We start from the raw sequence: 20,247 nt of genomic DNA, 5'->3' as shown, positions 1-20,247 counted from the left end.
CACAAGCGAGGCTTTTAGTGGGTAGGCATAAGGAAGTCCGATGCTCGAATTGCGACGTTTGGTGCTGATCTGCGAATTCGCCCGCCGGGGCAGCATCGCCGCGACCGCCGCGTCGCTCGGCTACAGCCCATCGGCGGTTTCGCAACAACTCGTGGCGCTCGAACGGGAGACCGGCACGGCCCTGATCGACCGCACCGCGCGCAGCGCCGAGCTCACCGACGCGGGCCGCCGGCTGGTCGCGCACGCCGAGCGGATCCTGTCCATGGTCGAGGAGGCCGAGTCCGACCTGTCGGCGCACGCGGGCACCCCGGCGGGGCGGGTCGTGCTCACCGGGTTCCCCACGGCGGCGGTGGCCTTCGCGCCCGCGCTGGCGCGCACGCTGCGCCGGCACACCGATCTGACGCTGCGGCTGAGGCAGAGCAGGTCAGGGCGGGGCATGCGGGAGGTGCAGTCGGGGGAGGTGGACATCGCGCTGGTCGACGACTGGTACGGGCGCGTCCGCGACAGCGAGAGCCTGCGCGTCTTCCCGCTGCTGCGCGATCCCCTGGTGCTGGTGGTGCCGCGTAAACATCGCCTGGCCGATCCCGACGTGCCGCTCGATCTGCGCGAGCTGCGGGACGAGCCGTGGATGGCCACGCCTGACGGTGAGCCGTCGCGGCTGGCGGTGGACCGGCTGCTGGTGGACGTGGGCGGCACCCGGCCGACGCCGTGGGAGTTCGAGGGACTGGGGACGATACTCTCGCTCGTCGCCAAGGGCATCGGCATCGCCGCCGTGCCCGCGCTCGCGCTGTCGGCAGGGATACGCGGGCTCGCCGTGCGCCATTTCCCCGGCAATCCGGTCGGGCGCGATGTGCACGCCGTGGCCCGGGGCTCCAGCGTGCACCGGCCCTCGGTGTCGGTCACGCTGCGGGCGATCCACGTGGCCGCCCGGTACATCGCCGCCGACCTGGAGCCGTTGCGGCTGGCGGATCGGCACAGGACCGACGACGACTAGGTTTCGGCACCCGGGGAGAACGCCACTGGCGGTAGCGTCTGCTGTCATGGCGCCGACGTACGAGATCGAGCAGTTGCTGCTCTCCCAGCCGAGCGTCCGCACGGTCGCGGGCGTCGACGAGGTGGGCCGGGGCGCCTGGGCCGGTCCTGTCACGGTGTGCGCGGTCGTCACCGACCTGTCCGAGCCGCCACCGGGACTGACGGACTCCAAGCAGCTCACCGCCGCCAGACGCGGGCCGCTGGCGACCGAGCTGGCCGCGTGGGCGGCCGGCATCGGGTACGGCGAGGCCACGCACACGGAGATCGACACGCTCGGCATGACGGAGGCCCTGCGCCGGGCCGCCAGGCGCGCCCTGGAGGCGCTTCCCGTCCGCCCGGACGCGGTGATCCTGGACGGCAAGCACGACTACATCGGCGCCCCCTGGCCGGTGCGCCTGGAGGTCAAGGGGGACGCGGCCAGCGTCTCGGTCGCCGCCGCGTCCGTCCTGGCCAAGGTCCGGCGGGACGCCTACATGGGCACGATCGGGCACGAGGAATATGCCTTCGCCGACAACGCCGGCTACCCCTCACCGGTCCACCAGGAGGCCCTGGCCCGGCTGGGGCCCACCCCGCATCACCGGCTCTCGTGGTCCTACCTGGACGATCTTCCGCAGTGGCGGCACCTGAAGCTCCACCGGGACCCGATCGCCTGCGAGGGCCAGGTCACGCTGTTCAGCTGACGGGCCTGGCATCATCGGGTGGGTGCGCATCGGGGTCTTTCTCATCGCGGCGCAGTTCCCCGGCCAGGAGGCCGGGCGGGTGCTGGCCGACACCGTGGAGCTGATCGCGGCGGCCGAGGAGGCGGGATTCGACGACGCGTGGATCGCCGAGCACCACTTCATGTCCTACGGCGTCTGCCCGTCCGCGATCACGCTGGCGGCCGTCGCCGCCGGCCGGACGACGCGGATCGGGCTCGGCACCGCCGTGAGCGTGTTGTCCACACACCATCCCGTGGCGCTGGCCGAGCAGGCGGCCATGCTGCACCACCTGTCGGGCGGGCGGTTCACCCTCGGCGTCGGCAGGGGCGGGCCGTGGGTGGATCTGGAGGTGTTCGGGACCGGTCTCGAGCGGTTCGAGCGGGGGTTCGGGGAGTCCCTCGACCTCTTGCTCGACGCGCTTTCCCGGGATCGGGTCGCCGCCGACGGCGAGTTCTTCCGCTTCCGTGAGGTGCGGATGGTGCCGGAGGCCCGCATAAGACCGGTGGTCGCGTGCACCTCGGAGCCGACCGTGGCCATGGCGGCCGAGCGCGGGCTGCCGATGTTGCTGGGCATGCACATCGGCGACGCGGAGAAGGCGTCCATGGTGGCGCGCCACGGAAGCGCCGGCGGGCACATCGCGGCGGCCGTCGGCTACGTGGCCGACTCCACGGCGCAGGCGGTGCGCGAGCTCAAAGAGTCGATGCCGAAGTGGCTGGGGCCGGGGCTGGCGGGATACACGCCGGTGGACGGCCGGCCACCGCCCTCGCGCGACGTCGGCGCCTACGTGGACCTGCTGACCCGCATCCACCCGGTCGGATCGGCCGAGCACTGTGCCGAGGCCATCCTGCGTACCGTGGCGGACACCGGGATCGAGCACGTCATCCTGATGGTCGAGGGCCTCGGAGAGCACCGGCGCACGCTGGAGAACGTGCGCCGGCTCGGGCACGAGGTGCTGCCGATGGTCCGGCGAGCCGGCCAGGCCGGCTCGCCGGAAGAGCTCAGCAGTCCACGAGCTCCGGTTTCTGGTTGAGGATCTGGGCTCGCGGGGTGACGAAGTCGGCCAGGGCCTTGGCCGCCGCCGGGTCGAAGACCGCGACCCGATGGCAGTTCTGGAAGGCCAGCCTTACCCCGAAGTGACGCTCCAGCGCGCCGCGCATCGAGTCGCTCGCCAGGCAGCGCAGGAGCTCGCCGCGGGCCTCCTCGGACGGCGGTGGCACGTGGTTGTCGGCGAACTCGGCCCCGGTGTGCTCACGCTGCTTGACCAGCTCGCTGATCAGCGACCATGCGTAGGGAAGTGAGTCGCGTACGCAGGCGAGAAATGCCGCGTCGTCGACGTCACCGGCTTTGGCCTGGTCGAGCAGATCGTTCGGAACGGTCAGCGACATGCTGTCTCCTCTCGAAAGGGTCTGAACTGACGCTAGGTGAGCGGGGGGAAATCTCCAGATGCCTGACGGGCACAGTCGTGTGATCAGGGGCCGTAGACGAAGTCCGGGTCCACCTGCTCGGCGAGGTCGGTCCCGGTCCGCTCGTTGGCCCATGCGCGGGCGTTGCGCAGGTGGAACTCGACGGTCTGCCGGCCGAAGCGCTCCCAGTCCTTCTCCTGCTCGTCGAGGGTCTTGCGGAGCAGGGACAGCGCGTCGGCGTTGACCGGCTCCAGGTCATCGAGCGTGAAGTGGCGGCCCTGCTCCATGGAGCGCACGGCGGCCGAGTGCTCCATCCAGGTGAGCAGGTCGTCGCCCACGTGCTCGCGCAGGAAGTCGACGTCGGACCGGTCGTGGACCTTGTTGCCGATGACGGCGAGCGCGACGTCGTGCTTGGCGGCGTAGTCGCGATATTGCCGGTAGACGCCTACGCCCTGCAGCGTGGGCTCAGCGACGAGGAACGTCAGGTCGAAGCGGGTGAACAGGCCCGAGGCGAAGGAGTCGGCCCCCGCCGTCATGTCCACCACGACGTATTCGCCCGGGCCGTCGACCAGGTGGTTGAGCAGCAGCTCCACCGCGCCGACCTTGGAGTGGTAGCAGGCCACGCCGAGGTCTTCCTCGGTGAACGGGCCGGTGGCCAGCAGGCGCAGGCCCTCGGGCGTGGTGAGGCCGTAGGGGTCCGCGGCCAGGTCCTTGAAGCTCAGCAACGTGGACCCGCGCCCCGGCGGGGTGGTCTTGACCATGGCCGCGGCAGAGGAAATGCGGGGGTTGGCGCCGCGGAGGCGGTCCTTGATCTGGGTGAGATGGGCGCCGAGCGGCTCGGGCTGCCGGTCGAGGCCGAGGACCAGGGCCAGGTGCTGGTTGATGTCGGCGTCCATGGCGACCACCGGGTCGCCCTGGCTCGCCACGTGCCGTGCGAACAGGGCCGACATCGTGGTCTTGCCGCTGCCGCCCTTGCCGACGAAGGCCACTCTCACGGGAACTCCATAGTGAGGATGAAAATCGTTTCCGAATTGGTCAGGCACCATCATGCCACACTCGGATCATGCATAACGAGGAATTGGCGCAGGCGGCGCGGCTGCGAGAAGAGGGCAAAAAGGACGAAGCCCGGCAATTGTTGCTTGAATTGGCGCGGCGGCATCCCGACGACGTCGACGTGGCCTATCAGACCGCGTGGGTGCACGACTCGCTCGGGCTGGAGGCCGAGGCGGTGCCGCACTACGAGCGGGCGCTGGCGGGCGAAGGGCTGAGCGACGAGGACCGGCTCGGAGCCCACACGGGGTACGGGAGCACGTTACGGGTGCTCGGGCGGGTCGAGGAGGCGCTGGAGGCGTTCGAGCGCGGGCTGGCGGAGTTTCCCGGGGATCCGGCGTTGCGCACGTTCATGGCGATGGCGCTGCACAACGCCGGACGGTCCGGCGAGGCGGTCTCGACGCTGCTCAAGGTCGTCGCCGAGTCGGACAAGACCGGCGGTTACCAGCGAGCCATCGCGTACTACGCGGACAACCTGGACGAGACGGTCTAGCCGCAGGTGGCGTCCAAATTGACTGGGTCGTCCGTGTGTGACTCGGGGGTCCGGGCCGAGGTGGCCGCCTTGGCTGAGCCGCGGTCGTCCAGAGCCTCGGAGACCTTGCGCCGGATGAAGGACCAGTCGGGGTAGGCGGTGTTGATCAGCGGCGGCACGAAGTTGAGGCTGCGCATCCTGGTGCCCTTCACCTTCTGAGCCAGGTCCACGATGGCCGGAAGCAGGTCCTGGGGAATGTCGGTGGAGATGGCGCGCTTGGTGGCGGCGGCCAGGCTCTCGAAGCTGTTGAGCACGGTCATCGGGTCGGCCTGCTTGGCCACGGCGTTGAGCAGGCACTTCTGGCGGCCCATGCGGACGTAGTCGTCGCTGTCGGTCCGTGAGCGGCCGAACCACAACGCCTGCTCGCCGGAGAGCTTGCGGGTGCCGGCGGGGATGAGGCCCTCGCGGTGGCGGCCGTACACGATGGGGTCCTTGATCGTGACCTGCACGCCGCCCATGGCGTCGACGATCTCCGCGAAGCCCTTCATGTCGATCATGGCGTAGTAGTTCACGGGGATGCCGAGGATGTCGCCGATCGTCTGCTTGAGCAGGGTCGGTCCCGGCTTGCCGCGTCCCGCGCGGGACACCATGTCCGGATTGTCCTCGGCGTACTGGAAGACCTCGTTGAGCAGGCCGGGAGTGTCGGTGCCGCTGCCGGTGAAGCCCCAGGGAAAGCGGTCCCTGGCCGGGCCGCGGAGGAACCGCACCCGCTGGAGGTTGCGTGGCAGGCCGAACAGGGTGGTCGCGCCGGTCTCGACGTTGACGCTGGCCACGGTCATGCTGTCGGTACGCACGCCGGGCCTGCTCGGCGCCGAGTCCGCGCCGAGAAGCAGGAAGTTGACGCGCTGCGCGCCGTTCCACGGGTCGTCGGCCATGACGGGGGAGGCGCCCGTGGCGGTGAACAGGCTGGTCACGACGTCGCGCGAGAGGTAGGCCACCCGGGCGGCGTAGACGGTGGGCGCCAGCACGAGCGCGCAGAGCGCGATGGTCAGCACGGTGGTCAGGAAACGCCCGATCTTGTCCGGGCGCGGCGGGCGCACCAGCACGAAGGACCAGACGATCACACCGGTCCAGGCCAGGGCGATCGCCACCAGGCCCACGGTGAGCCAGGCGAGCCAGCGGGGCTGGACGGCGAGCGACAGGAGGTTCGTGCTGAACGCGGTGAACACGGTGAGGATCCCGGCCAGCATCACGACATGAGCCGCCATGAGCGCCAGGCCGGCCTTGCGGCGCTCGACGGCCAGATGCGCCACCCCCCACAGCACCGCCGACGCCAGTGTCAGCGCGATGCTCGCCCCCAGGCCGATACCGCGCTCTTTCTCCGTCATGCCTGGTCAAACCCCCATTACGTGGCTATCCACGCAACCCTAGGAATGGGATGTGCGTGATTGACGGTGCGAAGGGGAAGGTGTCGGTCAAGTCACCGTCAAGACCTCCTTGAGATATAACGTGAATGTGCGTAAACGACACGGTAGCTATGGGTTGGACGCTCCGTGGGCCATAGTGGGTTTGCTTTTCGGCGCGATCGTGCTGGTCGCCCTGGCCGTGATCTCGTTCGCCGTGGACATCCTGGCGGCGGGCGTCGCGTTCCTGTTCGGCGGGCTCTACACCGTGGCCAGTGCGGTCAGTTACCTCTACACGACGCGGCGCGGCAAGTTCGCCGTCTGGGCCGAGGAGCTCCAGCGGCTGGGCGGCGATGAGCGGCTGCTCGATCTCGGCTGCGGGCGGGGCGCGGTGCTGCTCCTGGCGGCCGAGCGACTGGACACCGGCCGGGCGACGGGTGTCGATCTGTGGCCGGGCTCCAGTGGACGGGGCCAGTCCGCCAACGGGCAGTCGGCGACCAGGTCGAACGCCGTGGCCGAAGGCCTCGAGGACCGCGTCGAACTGGTCACGGGCGACCTGCGCGACCTGCCGTTCGGCGACGACGCCTTCGACGTGGTCGTGTCCAGCCTGGCCATCCACAAGATCCACGACGCGGAGGGACGCGAGCGGGTCATCCGTGAGGCGCACCGCGTGTTGCGGCCCGGCGGGCTGATGCTGATCGCCGACTCCCGGCACACGCCCGCGTACGAGACCGCGTTACGCGGGCTCGGCGTCGTGGACGTCCGTCACCGCGACGCCGGCTGGCGCTTCTGGCACGGCGGCCCGTGGTTCCGCACGGACATTCTCGAAGCTCGCAAACCTTCCTGAGAGAACGTTTGCCGCCGGTCCGCTGGGTATCCATGGCTCTCCATGAGCGACGTGGAAACCGGCACGATGAGCACCAAGGCGTTCTCGTTCAGCGCGTGGTGGTTCTTCCTGTTCAGGTTCATCATCAACGGCAGCTACTGGCTCGGCGCGGCGGGTGGCGCGCTGCTGACCGTGTCGCTGCTGAACGACCTGCCCGTGAACATCGGCTGGCGGGTCGCGTTCGGGCTCGGTGTGGTGCTGGGGCTGGCGATCCTGCTGGTCCGGCGGCATACAAGTCGATCGGGTTCATCAGGATCGCGCACACGATGTTCGCGCTCTACCCCAAACGGACCGTGCTCGGTTTCTCCCTCTTCATCGGCAGGCGTTCCTCTACAACGCGATCACGTTCGGGTACGCGCAGATCCTGTCCACGTTCTACAAGATCGACACGAACACCGGCTACTACTTCGCGGTCATCGCGATGGGCAACTTCCGGCGATGGATCCGCAGCGCAGCGAGGACATCCATCGCCGGACCCCGAGCGTTGCTCGGCAATTAGACGCTGCCCGCTGCTGCTCGGCACCGCCTGGCTGTTCAACGAGGGCGCGCTCACTGCGGTCACGTTGACCGCATGCTGGTCGGCGGTGCTGTTCGTGGCCTCGGCGGGGGGCGGCATCGCGGGTCCGCTGACGACCGCTGGGGTGACGCGGGCCGCATGACCTCGGCCCCCGGCGAGGGCCCTCTCAGTACGCTGGCCATCGTGGCCGAATCGCGGGGCAAGGAGCTGTACGTCATCGTTTGCGCGGCAGAGCCGGCCGCGGAGGTCGGCCGCCTCGTCGCCATGGCGCAGGAGGAGGGCTGGATCGTCCAGATCGTCGCCACGCCTTCGGCGCTCGACTTCATCGACGTGCCGGCACTGGAGCGGCAGACCGGCCGCCCGGTCCGCAGCCGCTACCGCAAGCCGTCCGAGCCCAAGCCGCCCCGGGCCGACGCCATCATCGTGGCTCCGGCCACGTACAACACGATCAACAAGTTCGCCCAGGGCATCGCGGACACGTACGCGCTGGGTGTCCTGGCCGAGGCGCCCGGCCTCGGCATCCCGGTCGTCGTGGTGCCCGTCGTCAACAGCGCCCTGGCCGCCCGGATCCCGTACCGGCGCAGCGTTGAGGAACTGCGGGCGGACGGCGTGCGTGTGCTGTCCGGGTTGGACTGGAAACGAGCGCTGACCGAGCTCAGCTCGCCGGACTAGCCCCATACGGCGAGGAGGTCTTCGGGGTTCCAGACCTGGTAGCGAGGGAGGCCGGACTCCTTTGGCGGCTTGAGCCTGACACTGTGTGAGGCGGTATGCCAGATGTACGTACTTCGAGGAGGAACATCGTGGAGATGGCGGAGCGAGTTGATGAGGTGCTGCAGGCGGGTGCGGCGCCTGGCTTCCACGGGCTCGTGGTGATGCGGGGTGGGGAGGTCGTTCTCGAGCGTTACGGGGCGGGGGTCGATTACCGGCTGGGTGATTCACTGGGGCATGTCGTGTTCGATCGAGACACGTTGCACGACATGCGGTCGGTCTCCAAGAGCATCGTGGCGCTGCTGTACGGCATCGCGCTGGGCGATGGGCTGGTACCGGAGCCGGGGGCGGGGTTGGTGGCGCAGTTTCCGGAATATCGGGATTTAGTGGAGGATCCGGAGAAGGCTCATCTCACCGTCGATCATGCGATCACCATGACGCTCGGACTCGAATGGAACGAGGACGCCCCCTACACGAGCACGGCCAACAGCGAGATCGCGATGGAGTTCGCCTCCGACCGCTACCGCTATGTTCTGGAGCGGCCGGTCGTCGAGGAGGCGGGAAAGTTCTGGCACTATTGCGGGGGCGCGACCGCGCTGCTCGGTGGGATCATCGCGCGCGGGACGGGGCAGCCCTTGGAGGACTACGCCGCCACGGCGCTCTTCCGGCCGCTAGGGATCGCCGACTTCGACTGGTCCAAGGGGATGCACGGGGTGGTGTCGGCTGCGGCCGGGATACGGCTGCGGCCGGTCGACCTGGCCGCCATCGGGCAGCTCGTGCTCGACGGCGGCCGCGGCATCGTCCCGGGCGAATGGCTCCAGGAGATGCTCCGGCCGCGGGTGAACATCGCCGAGGGGTTCGAGTACGGCTACCAGTGGTATCTGGTCACCGGCGACCGTCCCCACGTCAAGGGCATCGGGAACGGCGGGCAGGAGCTGCTCGTCCTCCCCGGGGAAGAGCTGGTCGTGGCCGTGACGGCGGGCGAGTACGACGGTGACCCGGCCAGCTCCAGGGCCGTGCTCAGGGCCGTGCTCACGGAATGAGCAGGATCCGGCCTGTGGCCGCGCGGCTCGTCAGAGGGCTGACTGGCGGAGAGCGGCCACCGCCGCTCTGATCGCGGGGTGCTCGCCGTACCCCTTCCTGAAGGCCGCCAGCGTGCGGCGGCTCAGCGGCAGGCGGGTGAGCGTGACCCCAGGCGGGGGCGAGGTCGCGGCCAGGCGTGGCACGAGCGCCACCCCCTGTCCCGCCGCCGCGAAGGCGAGGATGGTGTCGAAGTCGTCGATGTGGTGCCTGACGCGCGGCTCGAAGCCGGCCGCCTGGCATGCCCTGATCGCCATGGTGTGGCAGAGGGTGCCGGGCTTGTTCATGATCCACGAGTCGTCGCGGGCGTCGGCGATCGAGGCTCGGTCGGTCAGGTACATCGGCTCGCTGAACAGCGGTTCGGTCTCGATGGCGGCGTCGGTGACCGGCGGGACGAAGTCGTAGTCGTGCACGAGCGCCACGTCCAGCTCCCCCGCCCGCAGCGCGGCCGAGACGTCGGCGGGGTCGATCTCGGAGACCATCGGCTCCAGTCCGGGGTGCGCAGCCCTGAGGGCGGCGAGGGCGCCGGGCAGGAGCACGCGGGCCGCCGTCGGGAACGCGCCGATCCGCAGCGGACCCGATGGCCCGCCACGCACGGCGGCGAGTGCGGCCGAGGCACGCTCGAGCTGTTCGAGCACTGCCTGCGCGTGCTCGACGAGCAGGTGGCCCGCCGGGGTCAGCGTCACAGTGCGTCCTGTGCGTTCGAGCAGCGGCACGCCGGCCTCCCGCTCCAGCGCGCTGAGCTGCTGGGAGACGGCCGACGGCGTAAAGGTGACCGCCTCCGCGACCGCGGCGATCGTGCCGCGCCTGGCCAGTTCGCGGAGCAGGAGGAGCTTACGCGGGTCGAGCATAAGCTGAGCTTACGCTTGAACTTAGGAATCCGAACTGGACCTAACGGGTTGTGCCGGGTCAGGCTCAAAGCATGTTGAGAGGAATCCATGTGCCGCTGGTCACCCCGTTCAACGCGGCGGGTGAGGTGGCTGTAGACGCGATCGAGAAGCTCGCCCACCAAGTGCTCGACGACGGCGCGGCCGGGCTGGTCGCGCTGGGCACCACCGGTGAGGTGGCCGCGCTCGACCCCGAGGAGCGGACCCGGGTGATCGAGGTGTGCGTACGGGTCTGCCGGCAGCGGCAGGCGCTGCTGACGGTCGGGGTGACGGGAAACGACGTGCGATCGACGGCGCGGGCGTTGCGCAGCCTGCCCGAGGGGGTCGGGGCCGCCCTGGTGACCGTCCCCTACTTCCTGCGGCCCGGCGAACGCGGCGTCGTCGCGTACTTCGAGGCGCTGGCCGAGGAGACGCCGGTGCCGCTGGTGATCTACCACATCCCCTACCGGACCGGGCAGGCCGTGAGCGCCGCGACGCTGCGCCGGCTGGGGACGCATCCGATGGTCGCCGGCGTGAAGTACGCGGCGGGCGGGATCGATCAGGATGCGGTCGACCTGCTGGGGGACCTGCCCGACGGGTTCGAGGTGGTCGGCGGCGACGACGCGTTCATCTCGCCGCTGCTCGCCCTTGGCGCTTCGGGTGGGATCCTGGCCTCGGCGCAGCTGCGTACCAGGGACTTCGTCGAGCTGGCCGGCGCCTGGCAGGCGGGGGACGCGGGCCGGGCGCGGGCGCTCGGGCACCGGCTGGCCCGGCTGTCGGCGGCGCTCTTCGCCGAGCCCAACCCGACCGTGATCAAGGGCGTGCTGCACGCCCAGGGCCTGATCCCGACCCCGGACGTGCGGTTGCCACTGGTGCCCGCCGGCGCTGCGGCGGTGTCACAGGCTCGCCTGGTAGCGGTACATCCAGGCGAGTGATTCCTGGCTCGCGCTCTTCTTGAGGAAGATCGGCAGCATCAGGTCGCGGAAGACCCGGGCGACCGGGCCCGCGGCCTTGCTGTTGCTGATCCTCCTGGAGTACGCCACGACCTGTTCCACCCGAGGCCGCCGCTCGGCCTCGTAGCGCTCGAACGCCTCGCGGTGATCCCGGCTGTCGCGCAGGCACCTGGCCAGGACGATCGCGTCCTCGATGGCCAGCGAGGCGCCCTGGCCCGCGCTGGGCGAGGTGGCGTGGGCGGCGTCCCCGAGGAGCAGGACCCGGCCGCGGTGCCAGACGGGCACCGGCGGCAGGTCGTGGATCGGCAGGCCCAGCTCGACCTCGCTGCGCCCGATGAGCTCGGCGGAGGCGTTCGCGTCGTCCTCGAACGCCTTGACCAGCTCCGCCCGCCAGCTCTCGGGGACATCGCCAAGACGCCTGGGCAGGTTCGCGAACCACCAGGTCTCCCCGGACTCGGCCACCGAATAGCCGAAGAACGCCCGCTTGCCGAACACCATGTTGTACACGCCCGGCTCGCCGTCGAGGCCGCCGTCCTTCACGATCCCGCCGAGGCTGTACAGGCCGCTGTAGCGGGGTGCCGGGGCCTGCGGGTCGAGGATCGCGCGGGTGCGCGAGTGCACGCCGTCGCAGGCGATGAGCAGGTCGCCGGTGGCCTCCGAGCCGTCCTCGAACCTGGCCGTGACCTCGTCGCCACGGTCGTCGTACGAGCTCAGGCGCTTGCCGTAGGTGATGCGGATGCCGCGCTGCTCGGCCTCGTCGCGGATGGCGCGGTAGAGGTCGGAACGCTGGACGGTGTGGCTCACGGTGCCGTCGTCGAGCCGCAGGCCGTTGGCCACCTCGCCGAGCCGCTTGCCCGAGCCGCTCCACATGACCATGCGCGGGGTGGGGATGGCCGTTTTCAGCACCTGGCGGTGCGCGCCCAGCACCCGCAGGGCGGCCAGGCCGTTCGAGGCGATGTTGAGGAAGGAGCCCACGTTCTCCGCGCCCTGCCCGTACGCCTCGAAGATCTCCGCGTCGATGCCCACCTCGCGCAGCGCCATGGCGGTGACCGGGCCTGCGATGCCACAACCTATGACCAAAGCCTTCATTATGATAACCTTTCGTTCGGTCGAACGAAATATATGACGAAGGCGGGGCCCGTGTCGAGAGGTATTTCGGAGCACCGAAAGAAATTGTTCGAGGAGCTCGCCATGGCGGGGCGGGACAGCAGCAACGCCGCCGTGATGTACCACACCGCGATGGGCGAGCGCATGGGCCTCGGCATGACCGAGGAGAAGACCCTCGACCTGTTGCAACGCCTCGGCCCGATGACGGCGGGCGAGATCGCGCAGCACACCGGGCTGGCGCCGGCGTCGGTCAGCGGCCTGATCGACCGGCTGGAGGGCAAGTGGCTGGTGCGGCGGATCCGCGACACCAAGGATCGGCGCCGGGTCATCGTCGAGATCAACCATGAGCGGCTGGCCGGCTTCGGCGAGCTGTTCGAGCCTTTCGTGGCCGCGCTCGCCGAGCTGTACGACCGCTACACGGACGACCAGCTCGAAGTCATCCTCGACTACGTCACCCGGTCGACCGCCCTGCAACGCGAGGCCACCGCAGGGCTGGTCGACGGTGATTAGCGGTCGACGTCCCTGATGGCCGTGCCGACCTCGCCCACCCGGTCGGCGAGCAGGCCGATCGCGCCCACCGCCCGGGCCATCGGGTCGTCGTCCGCGCCGCCGAGCGCCTTGGACCTGAGGTAGGCCCGCTTGATCTCCGCCCAGCGCTCGGCCTGGTCAGGGGTCAGGCGGCCGCGCAACTCAGCCAGCTTCAGCAGGTTGGCCTCGGCGTCCGTGGTCAGCGTCTGCGCCTCGCCGACGTAGTGGTCGTCGATCACCGCTTCCAGCTCGGCGTCGTTCATCGCGGGCACGATGCGCTCGGCCAGCTTGTTCATGTTCCGGTACGAGCCCTGCAGCCGGTACGGCGGCTCGGTGCGGGCCGCGTCGGACTGGGCGGCCGAGGCGATGTACGCCTGGTTGTTGGCCAGCACGACCTCCTGCACGCGGACCAGCTTCGCCAGGACACTGAGGATCTGGTCCAGCTCCGGCTTCGTGTACGGGTGCTTGAGCTGGTCCGGCTGGACCGTCGCGTCACCCTTCGCGAGGCGGACGAGCAGCTCCACATCCGCGCGGTCGCGGCCCGACAGCGGGGCCAGCACCGGGTTGGAGGTGAGGGCGTTATCCACGTAGCTCAGCGCGAACAGCTCGTCCTTGCCCGACAGGACGTCGCCCAGGTTCCACACGTCGGCCCGGTTGGCGAGCATGTCGGGAATGCGGAAGCGCCGGCCGGACTCGGTGTACGGGTTGCCCGCCATGCACACCGCGAACCGCTTTCCACGCAGGTCGTAGGTGCGGGTGCGGCCGTTCCACACACCCTCGATGCGGCGCTGGGCGTCGCAGAGCGAGATGAACTTCTGCAGGAGCTCGGGGGAGGTGTGCTGGATGTCGTCCAGGTAGAGCAGGGTGTTGTTGCCCGTTTCGAGGGCGAACGAGATCTTCTCCACCTCCTGCCTCGCCGTCGCGTCGGGGGCGTCCGCCGGGTCGAGCGAGGTCACCTCGTGGCCCAGCGCCGGGCCGTTCACCTTGACGAAGACCAGGCCGAGGCGGCTGGCCACGTACTCCATCAAGGTCGTCTTGCCGTAGCCGGGGGGTGAGATGAGCAGCAGGAGGCCCATCTGGTCGGTGCGTTTGCCTGCCCCGGCCGCGCCCAGTTGCTTGGCCAGGTTGTCGCCGATCAGCGGCAGGTACACCTCGTCGAGCAGGCGGTTGCGGACGAAGGCGCTCATGACCTTGGGCTTGTACTCGTCCAGGCGCAGGCGGTTTCTTTCCGCCTCGACCAGTTCGCTCCTGCTGCGCTGGTAGGCGCGGTAGGCGGGGACGCGGTCCTGTCGGAACTGGCGGGTCCTGGTGAGGATCTCGTCCAGCTGGATGTGGAGTTTGCGGTCCTTGATCCGGGGATGAGTGCCCAGGAGACCGTCCACGGTCTCGGCGGTGGCGGCGCTGGAGTCGTGGCGGGGGAGCTCGCCGCACAGCTGGACGGCGATGGCCTCGGCGGTCTCCGGCCCCTCGTGGTAGGCGCTCAGCCAGGCGTGAGCCAGTTGCAGGCGTTCGGGGAGGGCAAGTGCTTTGAGGTCCTCCTCGAACTCGCGCAACTTGACCGGGCCGAGGGCGTGGCGGAAACCGTCGAGGAGGTCGCGCGCCGCCTTGCTGGTCACAAAGCCCACGGGGCTGCCGGCCAGCTCCTCGACAAGATACTCACCCGCCACCGCGGCGCCGGCCGGGCTCGGTGCAGCTGTGTGGAGGCCCGCCACGAAGTCGGCGATCAACGTCCCGAGCTCGGTGGCGAGGGAGCCCAGGGTGGGGGTGATGCCGAAGACCGTGCGCGCACGGACCAGCGACACGGCCCGGGTGGTGAATGTTTTACGTGAAACCTCGTCCGCCCCGAAGGCCCAGAACAGCTGGGCCATGGCTCGCACCTCAGCCGGATACCGCAGCAGCCCGGCCCCTTCCCGCAGCCGCACCAGCGTGTCGAGGATGGCCGTGGCGTCGTGGTCGTGGACCCCGCGCTCGTATCCCTCGTCATATCGGGACTCGGCCGCCTGACGCACCAGGTCGGCCAGGGGTGCGCCCGGCGTGACGGAGTCCAGGAGCGAGGCGGCCAGGTGCTCGGCACGGTAGACGTCGGGCGTCTCCGACACCAGGAGCTGGTCCCAGAAGGGCCGGGTGTGCTCGAAGGAGGGCGGGACGGGGGAGCGGTAGTCGGTGCCCGTGATCGCGAAGTACATGGCGTTGTCGTGCGGCACCAGCGTCAGGTCGATGGGCTGGGTGTTGACGGCGAAGCGGTGGTGGCCGAGCCGCAGGGTCTCGCCGCCGTCGGAGAAGAGGTCCAGTCGGTCCCGGAGGGCTCGCGCCGCCTCCTGCTGCGCCGACTTGACCCGGCCGTCCAGCTCCTCGGCCCGTACGGCGTCCCCGAGTGACCGCAGCTCCCCGGCGGCCGAGCGGACCTTGGCCACCATCGGGTCGGTCGCGAAATACGTGTTGACCTCGTCCAGCGAGCCCAGCGAGCCGAGCCGGCGGGTGATGCTGCCGAGGACGCGCTCGGCCGAGGCGAAGAGCCGGTCCGCGCGCCGGGCCAGCTCGTCCAGCTGCGTCTGCTTGCGGGCCGAGAACGCCTCGTAGACGTCGTCCCGCTTGGCCGACAGCTGCGCGGCGAAGTCGTCGAACTCGCCGAAGCGGGACTCCAGGTTCTCCAGCTGGAGCATGAGCCGCCCGAGCTGCTCGTCGCACTTCCCGGGGGTGTCGGCCACCGCGAGCGCGCCGGTGATGGCCTGCCCGAGCAGGGCGAACTCGGCGGCGAACGCGGCCCGGCCCTCCGTGCCGAGCAGCTCGCGCCGTCGCCCGTCGAGCAGGGCGCGGGCCCGGTTCACGCCGCCGAGGACCTCCGCGATCCGGCCCAGGATGGAGGTGCGCACGGTGGCGTCGGCGATGTCCAGCGAGCCGACGACCTCCGTGACCACCTCCAGGCCTTCCGCCTGCTCCGCCAGCCGCTCGGCGACGGGCGCGGCCTCGGCGACCGTGGCGATGGCGGCGGCGTCGGCGGCGAGCTGCTCGACGGCCGCGTGGTAGGAGGTGAACGCGTCCTGCCCGGAGAGGAACGCGACCGCCCGGCGGCCGGTCGCGGCCACCTCCTCGGTCACGGAGGTGGACAGCGTGTCCAGCGCGGCGAGGTCGATGTAGCGGACCTCGCGCAGCGTCACCAGGCGGCCCTGGGCGCGGCGGAGCGTGGCCAGCATGGTCACCCAGGCGTCGGCGGTGACCGGGCTGTCGGCTCGCGCCTGACGTACCAGCTGGGTGGTCTCCTCCGTGGCCTTGGCGAGCGTGTCGGCGGCCAGGCGTGTGAGGTGCTCGACGTTCTCGTACTCGTCCAGGACCTGCTCGGCGGTGGCGCGGACGTCGGCGAGCGGCCCGCGCAGGCCGTGCTCGCCGAGCCAGTGGTAGGAGTCGAAGGCCCGCGTGCAGGCGGCGATCAAGCCCTCGAACGTGCCGGCCGACGGCGCCATCTCCTCGACCATGCGGGTGACCGACAGGCAGTCGGAGATGCCGCGCACCAGCTCGGCGTTGCCGATGCGCTCCAGCGGGCCGGTCCCGGCCGGCTGGGCGGCGGCGTAGGTGTCGGAGACGTACGGGGTCTGCCAGACCTGCATCGGGTGGACCCGGGTGGGCTCCTCGGAGGTGGCGCGGAAGACCACCATCGTGCCATCGTCGAACAGCGAGTACCCGTGGCAGACGATGGGGTTGGCCACCTCCTTCCTGATCACGTTGTACGGCAGCAACAGCGAGCGCCCGTCGCCTCGGGAGTGGAAGACGTACAGCACGTCCTCGCCGTTGGGCGAGCGGACCACCCGCTCGAACTCCAGGTCCGTCACGTCCGTGTCGAACGTCTTGCTGACCCCGGTCGTCAGGTAGTAGCCGCCAGGGAAGATCAGGCCCTGGTCCTCGGGGAGGCGCTGGCAGGCCTGGCCGATGCCGTCCAGCCTGATCACGGCCTTGGTGCGGGTGTTGAAGACCAGGTGCCGCCACTCGGGCTCCTTGTACGGCCGGATCCGCATGAGGATCAGCGGCCCCACCCTGGCGTACTCGATGTCGGCGTCGGCCAGGCTCTGCAGTGCCTCGGTGACCGGCTCGGCGTAGATGCCGGCGCCGGACTCCGTATTGTCCTCGATCTTGATGGTGAGGTCGCCGCCGACGGTCTCGACGAACACCTCCCCTTGGATCGAGACGTGGGGGTGGCGGCCGAGCACGTGGTCGTCGCGGGTGGTGACGGTCCACTCGAAGTCGTGCGACGCCGGGAAGACATGGTCCCGCTCACCCCGGCTATCCAGATATTTCGGGATCCCGTCGTTCCCGACCGTCCAGCGCAGCACCCGCAGGTCGGCCGGACCGGTCTGGAACACCGCGAGCAGCTTGCCCTCCACCCGCCTGAGCTGCTGGAGCCTGGTCTCCTTGTAGTAGCGGTAGAGCTCGGCGAAGTCCTTCTTGAACGCCGGGTCGTCCAGCGTCTCCAGCTTGTCGGCGTCGAACCTGAAGGCGTCGCCGTCCCTGGAGAATCGGTGCACCGCGAACACGTCGGACACCGCCGTCTCGGGCTTGAGCCCGATGAAGACGTTGTAGCCGAACAACATCACATCGCCCAGGGAGACGATGTCCCTGGGGACGCAGTTGTTCTCGGTGCGGATCCGCTCCGTGCCCAGCAGGCGCAGCTCCGCGCCGCCGAAGACCTTCAGCCGCTCCCCGTTGAGCGCCTCGGCCGCCGCCGCGAGGCTCTTGGCCTGGGCCTGGAGGCGGTTCCTGAGGACCTCGTAGGTTCCCGCCTCCAACCGAGCTTCAGCGATCGTGCTCATTTCGCCCCGGCCAGCGCGGCGACCGGCGAGTCGGCCACGCCGAGGCGGCGAGCCGTCTCGAGCAGCTCGCCGAGCGCCGACGACTGCGGGCCGCCGTCCTGGATGAGCCTCATGAGCAGGGCGGACACGGTCAGGTTCTTGATGTCCTCGGTACGGACGCCGCCGATCACGTTCGCGAGGTCGGCCGCCAGGCTGGCCTGCCCGTTGACGTACGGCCCGACGAGCGCCCCGGCGACCTGCGAGTGGTCCACGAAACCGTCGACCACCTTGCCCGCAGTGATCGAGCCGACCACCTTGTCGAAGAACATCGTGTCGCCGCCGACGATGTCGATGTTGGCCTTGGCGAGCCCGGCGGCCAGCACGCTCGCCTGCGACTCGGCCACCTGCCGCGACACGTCGATGTGCTTGAGCCGGATCTCCTTGTCGGCCTCCAGGCGCAGGCGGTACTCCTCGTGGCCCCTGCCGGCGTCGTCCAGCGCCGCGATCGCGGCCGCCTTCTCGGTGAGACCCTCGGCCTCGGCCTTGAGCTTCTCGCCCACCGCGGCCGCCGCGGCCAGCGCCATCGCCTGCTCGCCCTCGGCCTGCGCCTTGAGCCGTGCGCCCTCGACCACCGCCATGGCCTTGGCGCCCTCGGCCTCGGCGGTGAGCTTCTCCTTCAGCGCCGAGGCCTCGGCGCGGCCGACCTTCTCGATGGCCTCGGCGTCGCGCTCCTTGACCTGGACCTGCGCCAGGCCGGCCGCGGCGGACTCGGCCTGGACGCCCTCGGCCAGCCGGATCTTGGCCCGGGTCTCCAGCTCGGCGGCCTGCTGCCGGGCCTCGGCGAGCACGAGCTCCTCGCGGGCCTTGAACTTCGAGGCGGCCTCGGCGGCCTCGGCCGCCTTGATGTCCTTGACCAGGTTCTCCTGGGCCTCGGCCTCGGCGGCGATGATGACCTGCTGGCGGGTGCGCTCGGCCTCCTCGACCACGCGCAGCCGCTTGATGGACTCCTCCTGCTCGGCCACGGTCTTGTCGACCGCGATGCGCTCGCGGATGACCTCGGCGATCGCCCGCTTCTCGGTCTCGACTTCCTTGTCCTTGGCGATGCGTGACAGCTCGGTCTCGCGCTCGCGGGCGATGACCTCCAGGACGCGGTCCTTCTCGATGCGCTCGCTCTCGATGGCGATGACGCGCTCGCGGTTCTTCTCGGCGACGGCGATCTCGCGGGCCCGGTTCTCGTTCTGGACGCCGAGCTGCTCGTCGGTCTTGATGTGCGCGGTCTGGGCACGCAGCCGCTCCTCGGCCTGCACGCGGGCGACCTCCGCCTCCTCGCGGGCCTTGACGGTCTCGATCTCGCGCTTCTGCTTCATCTCGGCGTCGGCCTGGCGGCGCTGCAGCTCGAGGATGGCCTCGCGGGCGTCCACGTTCTGCCGGGTGATCTCTTTTTCCTCGTGGCGCTGGAACTCGTTCGTCCGGACGTGCTCGATGGCCGTCAGCTCGACGATCTTGCGGATGCCCTGCGCGTCGAGGATGTTGTTCTTGTCGAGCTGGAGTAGCGCGGTCTGCTCCAAGTAGTCGATGGCGGCGTCCTCCAGGCTGTAGCCGTTGAGGTCGGTGCCGATGAGCCGGACGATCTCGTCGCGGAACTCGTCGCGCTTGGTGTAGAGGTCGACGAAGTCGAGGTGCTTGCCGGCGGTCTTGAGCGCCTCGGAGAACTTGGCGTTGAACAGCGCCTGCAGCGTGCCCTCGTCACTGGCCCTGGCGGTGCCGATGGCCTGGGCGACCTTGATGACGTCCTCGGCGGTCTTGTTCACGCGGACGAAGAACGTGATCTTGATGTCGGCCCTGATGTTGTCCCGGCAGATCAGGCCCTCGCGGCCGGTGCGCTCGATCTCGATGGTCTTCACCGAGATGTCCATGATCTCGGCCTTGTGGACGACGGGCAGCACCACGGCGCCGGTGAACGTCACGTCGACCTTGTTGACCTTCGACACGATCAGCGCCTTGCCCTGTTCGACCTTGCGGAAAAGGCGGGCGATGAGGACTAGGAGGCCGATCACGATGATCAGGATGACGGCGAGGAAAACGCCGAAGCCGGTTGAGATGACGTCCATCAGAGCTCGCTTTCGTAGGGCATGACCCAGAAGAATTCGCCGTCTGCGTCGTATTCGAAGATGAGTGCTTTGTCGCCGCGGCTGAGGCGGTCCTGCCCGGTCGTGCGCACCTGCACGACCGCGGACGAGCCGTCGGCGGCGGTGACCTCGGCCTGGCCGAAGTCGTGTGTGGCCGAGCCGGTGCGGATGACGCACATCTGGCCGACGAAGTCGCCGCGCGAGTGCTTGTCCCCGTCGGGGAAGAGCCTGCGCAGCGGAACCACCAGGCCACGGGTGGCGAGCCAGGCTCCGCCCGCGGCGGCGAAGGGGACGGCGATCAGCAGGCCGCCGGTGGCGAACTGGCTGCCGATCAGGCACAGCAGCCAGGCCAGGGCGATCAGCAGCGAGAGCGTGACGCCGGCCGGGACTCCCCCGAGGCCCAGCCAGGCGGCGTCGTCGTCCAGCTCGAAGAGGCCGGTGATGACGACCAGCCAATAAGCGGCGACCACCACGAGCAGAAAACTGAAAATGACCGTCGGAAAGCTCAGCGCGGTGCTTAAGAACTCGCCCATCCCGCCTCGGTGCCCATCCCCCGTGTGATGTCCGTGTCGGACTATATCGAGATAAAGAGCGAGTAAAGGTAAAAGTTCCCGAACGGTCTGAGCACTTGACC

General features: G+C 69.7%; 18 protein-coding genes. 10 read left to right on the top strand and 8 right to left on the bottom strand.

The window, feature by feature from the left end:
• Window positions 1-40: 40 nt before the first annotated feature.
• The 3 genes from ACTWQA_RS35715 to ACTWQA_RS35705 are packed head-to-tail and all read left to right on the top strand — an operon-like array spanning window position 41 to window position 2,760.
• Complete coding sequence (locus tag ACTWQA_RS35715) at window positions 41-994, top strand: LysR family transcriptional regulator (protein ID WP_443163385.1); 954 nt, start codon at window positions 41-43, stop codon at window positions 992-994.
• A 25-nt stretch (window positions 995-1,019) separates the two neighbouring features.
• A complete protein-coding gene (locus ACTWQA_RS35710) occupies window positions 1,020-1,712 on the top strand; it encodes a ribonuclease HII (protein WP_443163417.1) in 693 nt (230 codons plus the stop codon).
• Window positions 1,713-1,734: 22 nt separating this feature from the next.
• Window positions 1,735-2,760, top strand: a complete 1,026-nt coding sequence (locus ACTWQA_RS35705; protein WP_443163384.1) for an LLM class flavin-dependent oxidoreductase — start codon at window positions 1,735-1,737, stop codon at window positions 2,758-2,760.
• Here ACTWQA_RS35705 and ACTWQA_RS35700 read toward each other — a convergent pair.
• Together ACTWQA_RS35700 and ACTWQA_RS35695 are read right to left on the bottom strand one after the other, a co-directional pair.
• Window positions 2,729-3,115 (bottom strand): SCO5389 family protein, encoded by a 387-nt coding sequence (locus ACTWQA_RS35700; protein WP_443163383.1) that lies wholly within the window; start codon window positions 3,113-3,115, stop codon window positions 2,729-2,731. The genes ACTWQA_RS35705 and ACTWQA_RS35700 overlap by 32 nt on opposite strands.
• A gap of 83 nt (window positions 3,116-3,198) precedes the next feature.
• The gene (locus ACTWQA_RS35695; RefSeq protein ID WP_443163382.1) at window positions 3,199-4,128 is read right to left on the bottom strand and encodes a nucleotide-binding protein; all 930 of its coding nucleotides are present in this window, start codon (window positions 4,126-4,128) and stop codon (window positions 3,199-3,201) included.
• 68 nt (window positions 4,129-4,196) lie between these two features.
• On the opposite strand from ACTWQA_RS35695, the gene ACTWQA_RS35690 reads away from it, so the two are divergent.
• On the top strand, window positions 4,197-4,676 hold the full coding sequence (locus tag ACTWQA_RS35690; RefSeq protein ID WP_443163381.1) for a tetratricopeptide repeat protein: 480 nt from the start codon (window positions 4,197-4,199) through the stop codon (window positions 4,674-4,676).
• On the opposite strand, the gene ACTWQA_RS35685 is transcribed toward ACTWQA_RS35690, so the two are convergent.
• A complete protein-coding gene (locus ACTWQA_RS35685; RefSeq protein ID WP_443163380.1) occupies window positions 4,673-6,043 on the bottom strand; it encodes an LCP family protein in 1,371 nt (456 codons plus the stop codon). The genes ACTWQA_RS35690 and ACTWQA_RS35685 overlap by 4 nt on opposite strands.
• A gap of 175 nt (window positions 6,044-6,218) precedes the next feature.
• Here ACTWQA_RS35685 and ACTWQA_RS35680 point away from each other — a divergent pair, with 175 nt between their 5' ends.
• The 4 genes from ACTWQA_RS35680 to ACTWQA_RS35665 all read left to right on the top strand — a co-directional run bounded on the left by ACTWQA_RS35680 (window position 6,219) and on the right by ACTWQA_RS35665 (window position 9,212).
• Window positions 6,219-6,905: a class I SAM-dependent methyltransferase gene (locus ACTWQA_RS35680; RefSeq protein WP_443163379.1), complete on the top strand. Its 687-nt coding sequence runs from the start codon at window positions 6,219-6,221 to the stop codon at window positions 6,903-6,905.
• Window positions 6,906-6,947: 42 nt separating this feature from the next.
• On the top strand, window positions 6,948-7,511 hold the full coding sequence (locus tag ACTWQA_RS35675; RefSeq protein WP_443163378.1) for a hypothetical protein: 564 nt from the start codon (window positions 6,948-6,950) through the stop codon (window positions 7,509-7,511).
• A gap of 133 nt (window positions 7,512-7,644) precedes the next feature.
• Window positions 7,645-8,133 (top strand): flavoprotein, encoded by a 489-nt coding sequence (locus tag ACTWQA_RS35670; RefSeq protein WP_443163377.1) that lies wholly within the window; start codon window positions 7,645-7,647, stop codon window positions 8,131-8,133.
• A 134-nt stretch (window positions 8,134-8,267) separates the two neighbouring features.
• The gene (locus ACTWQA_RS35665) at window positions 8,268-9,212 is read left to right on the top strand and encodes a serine hydrolase domain-containing protein (protein WP_443163376.1); all 945 of its coding nucleotides are present in this window, start codon (window positions 8,268-8,270) and stop codon (window positions 9,210-9,212) included.
• A gap of 30 nt (window positions 9,213-9,242) precedes the next feature.
• On the opposite strand, the gene ACTWQA_RS35660 is transcribed toward ACTWQA_RS35665, so the two are convergent.
• Window positions 9,243-10,100 carry a LysR substrate-binding domain-containing protein gene (locus tag ACTWQA_RS35660; protein ID WP_443163375.1) on the bottom strand — a complete coding sequence of 286 codons (858 nt, stop codon included), beginning with the start codon at window positions 10,098-10,100 and terminating at the stop codon, window positions 9,243-9,245.
• Window positions 10,101-10,171: 71 nt separating this feature from the next.
• On the opposite strand from ACTWQA_RS35660, the gene ACTWQA_RS35655 reads away from it, so the two are divergent.
• Complete coding sequence (locus ACTWQA_RS35655) at window positions 10,172-11,050, top strand: 4-hydroxy-tetrahydrodipicolinate synthase family protein (protein WP_443163374.1); 879 nt, start codon at window positions 10,172-10,174, stop codon at window positions 11,048-11,050.
• Here ACTWQA_RS35655 and ACTWQA_RS35650 read toward each other — a convergent pair.
• Window positions 11,012-12,157 carry an FAD-dependent oxidoreductase gene (locus ACTWQA_RS35650; protein ID WP_443163373.1) on the bottom strand — a complete coding sequence of 382 codons (1,146 nt, stop codon included), beginning with the start codon at window positions 12,155-12,157 and terminating at the stop codon, window positions 11,012-11,014. The genes ACTWQA_RS35655 and ACTWQA_RS35650 overlap by 39 nt on opposite strands.
• A gap of 102 nt (window positions 12,158-12,259) precedes the next feature.
• Between ACTWQA_RS35650 and ACTWQA_RS35645 the strand changes: the two genes are divergently transcribed.
• Window positions 12,260-12,685, top strand: a complete 426-nt coding sequence (locus ACTWQA_RS35645; protein ID WP_305917479.1) for a MarR family winged helix-turn-helix transcriptional regulator — start codon at window positions 12,260-12,262, stop codon at window positions 12,683-12,685.
• On the opposite strand, the gene ACTWQA_RS35640 is transcribed toward ACTWQA_RS35645, so the two are convergent.
• The 3 genes from ACTWQA_RS35640 to ACTWQA_RS35630 are packed head-to-tail and all read right to left on the bottom strand — an operon-like array spanning window position 12,682 to window position 20,146.
• Window positions 12,682-17,505: a DNA repair ATPase gene (locus ACTWQA_RS35640; protein WP_443163372.1), complete on the bottom strand. Its 4,824-nt coding sequence runs from the start codon at window positions 17,503-17,505 to the stop codon at window positions 12,682-12,684. The genes ACTWQA_RS35645 and ACTWQA_RS35640 overlap by 4 nt on opposite strands.
• Window positions 17,502-19,595, bottom strand: a complete 2,094-nt coding sequence (locus ACTWQA_RS35635; RefSeq protein ID WP_443163371.1) for a flotillin family protein — start codon at window positions 19,593-19,595, stop codon at window positions 17,502-17,504. The genes ACTWQA_RS35640 and ACTWQA_RS35635 overlap by 4 nt, the downstream gene beginning before the upstream one ends.
• The gene (locus ACTWQA_RS35630) at window positions 19,595-20,146 is read right to left on the bottom strand and encodes a hypothetical protein (RefSeq protein WP_443163370.1); all 552 of its coding nucleotides are present in this window, start codon (window positions 20,144-20,146) and stop codon (window positions 19,595-19,597) included. Before ACTWQA_RS35630 ends, ACTWQA_RS35635 begins: the two co-directional genes overlap by 1 nt.
• Window positions 20,147-20,247: the final 101 nt, after the last annotated feature.

Origin of the sequence: Nonomuraea sp. 10N515B (assembly GCF_052245915.1) — a bacterium.
Lineage (GTDB): Bacteria > Actinomycetota > Actinomycetes > Streptosporangiales > Streptosporangiaceae > Nonomuraea.
Note: the sequence above shows the minus strand (reverse complement) of the source record. Positions and strands in the feature narration are given on the sequence as shown.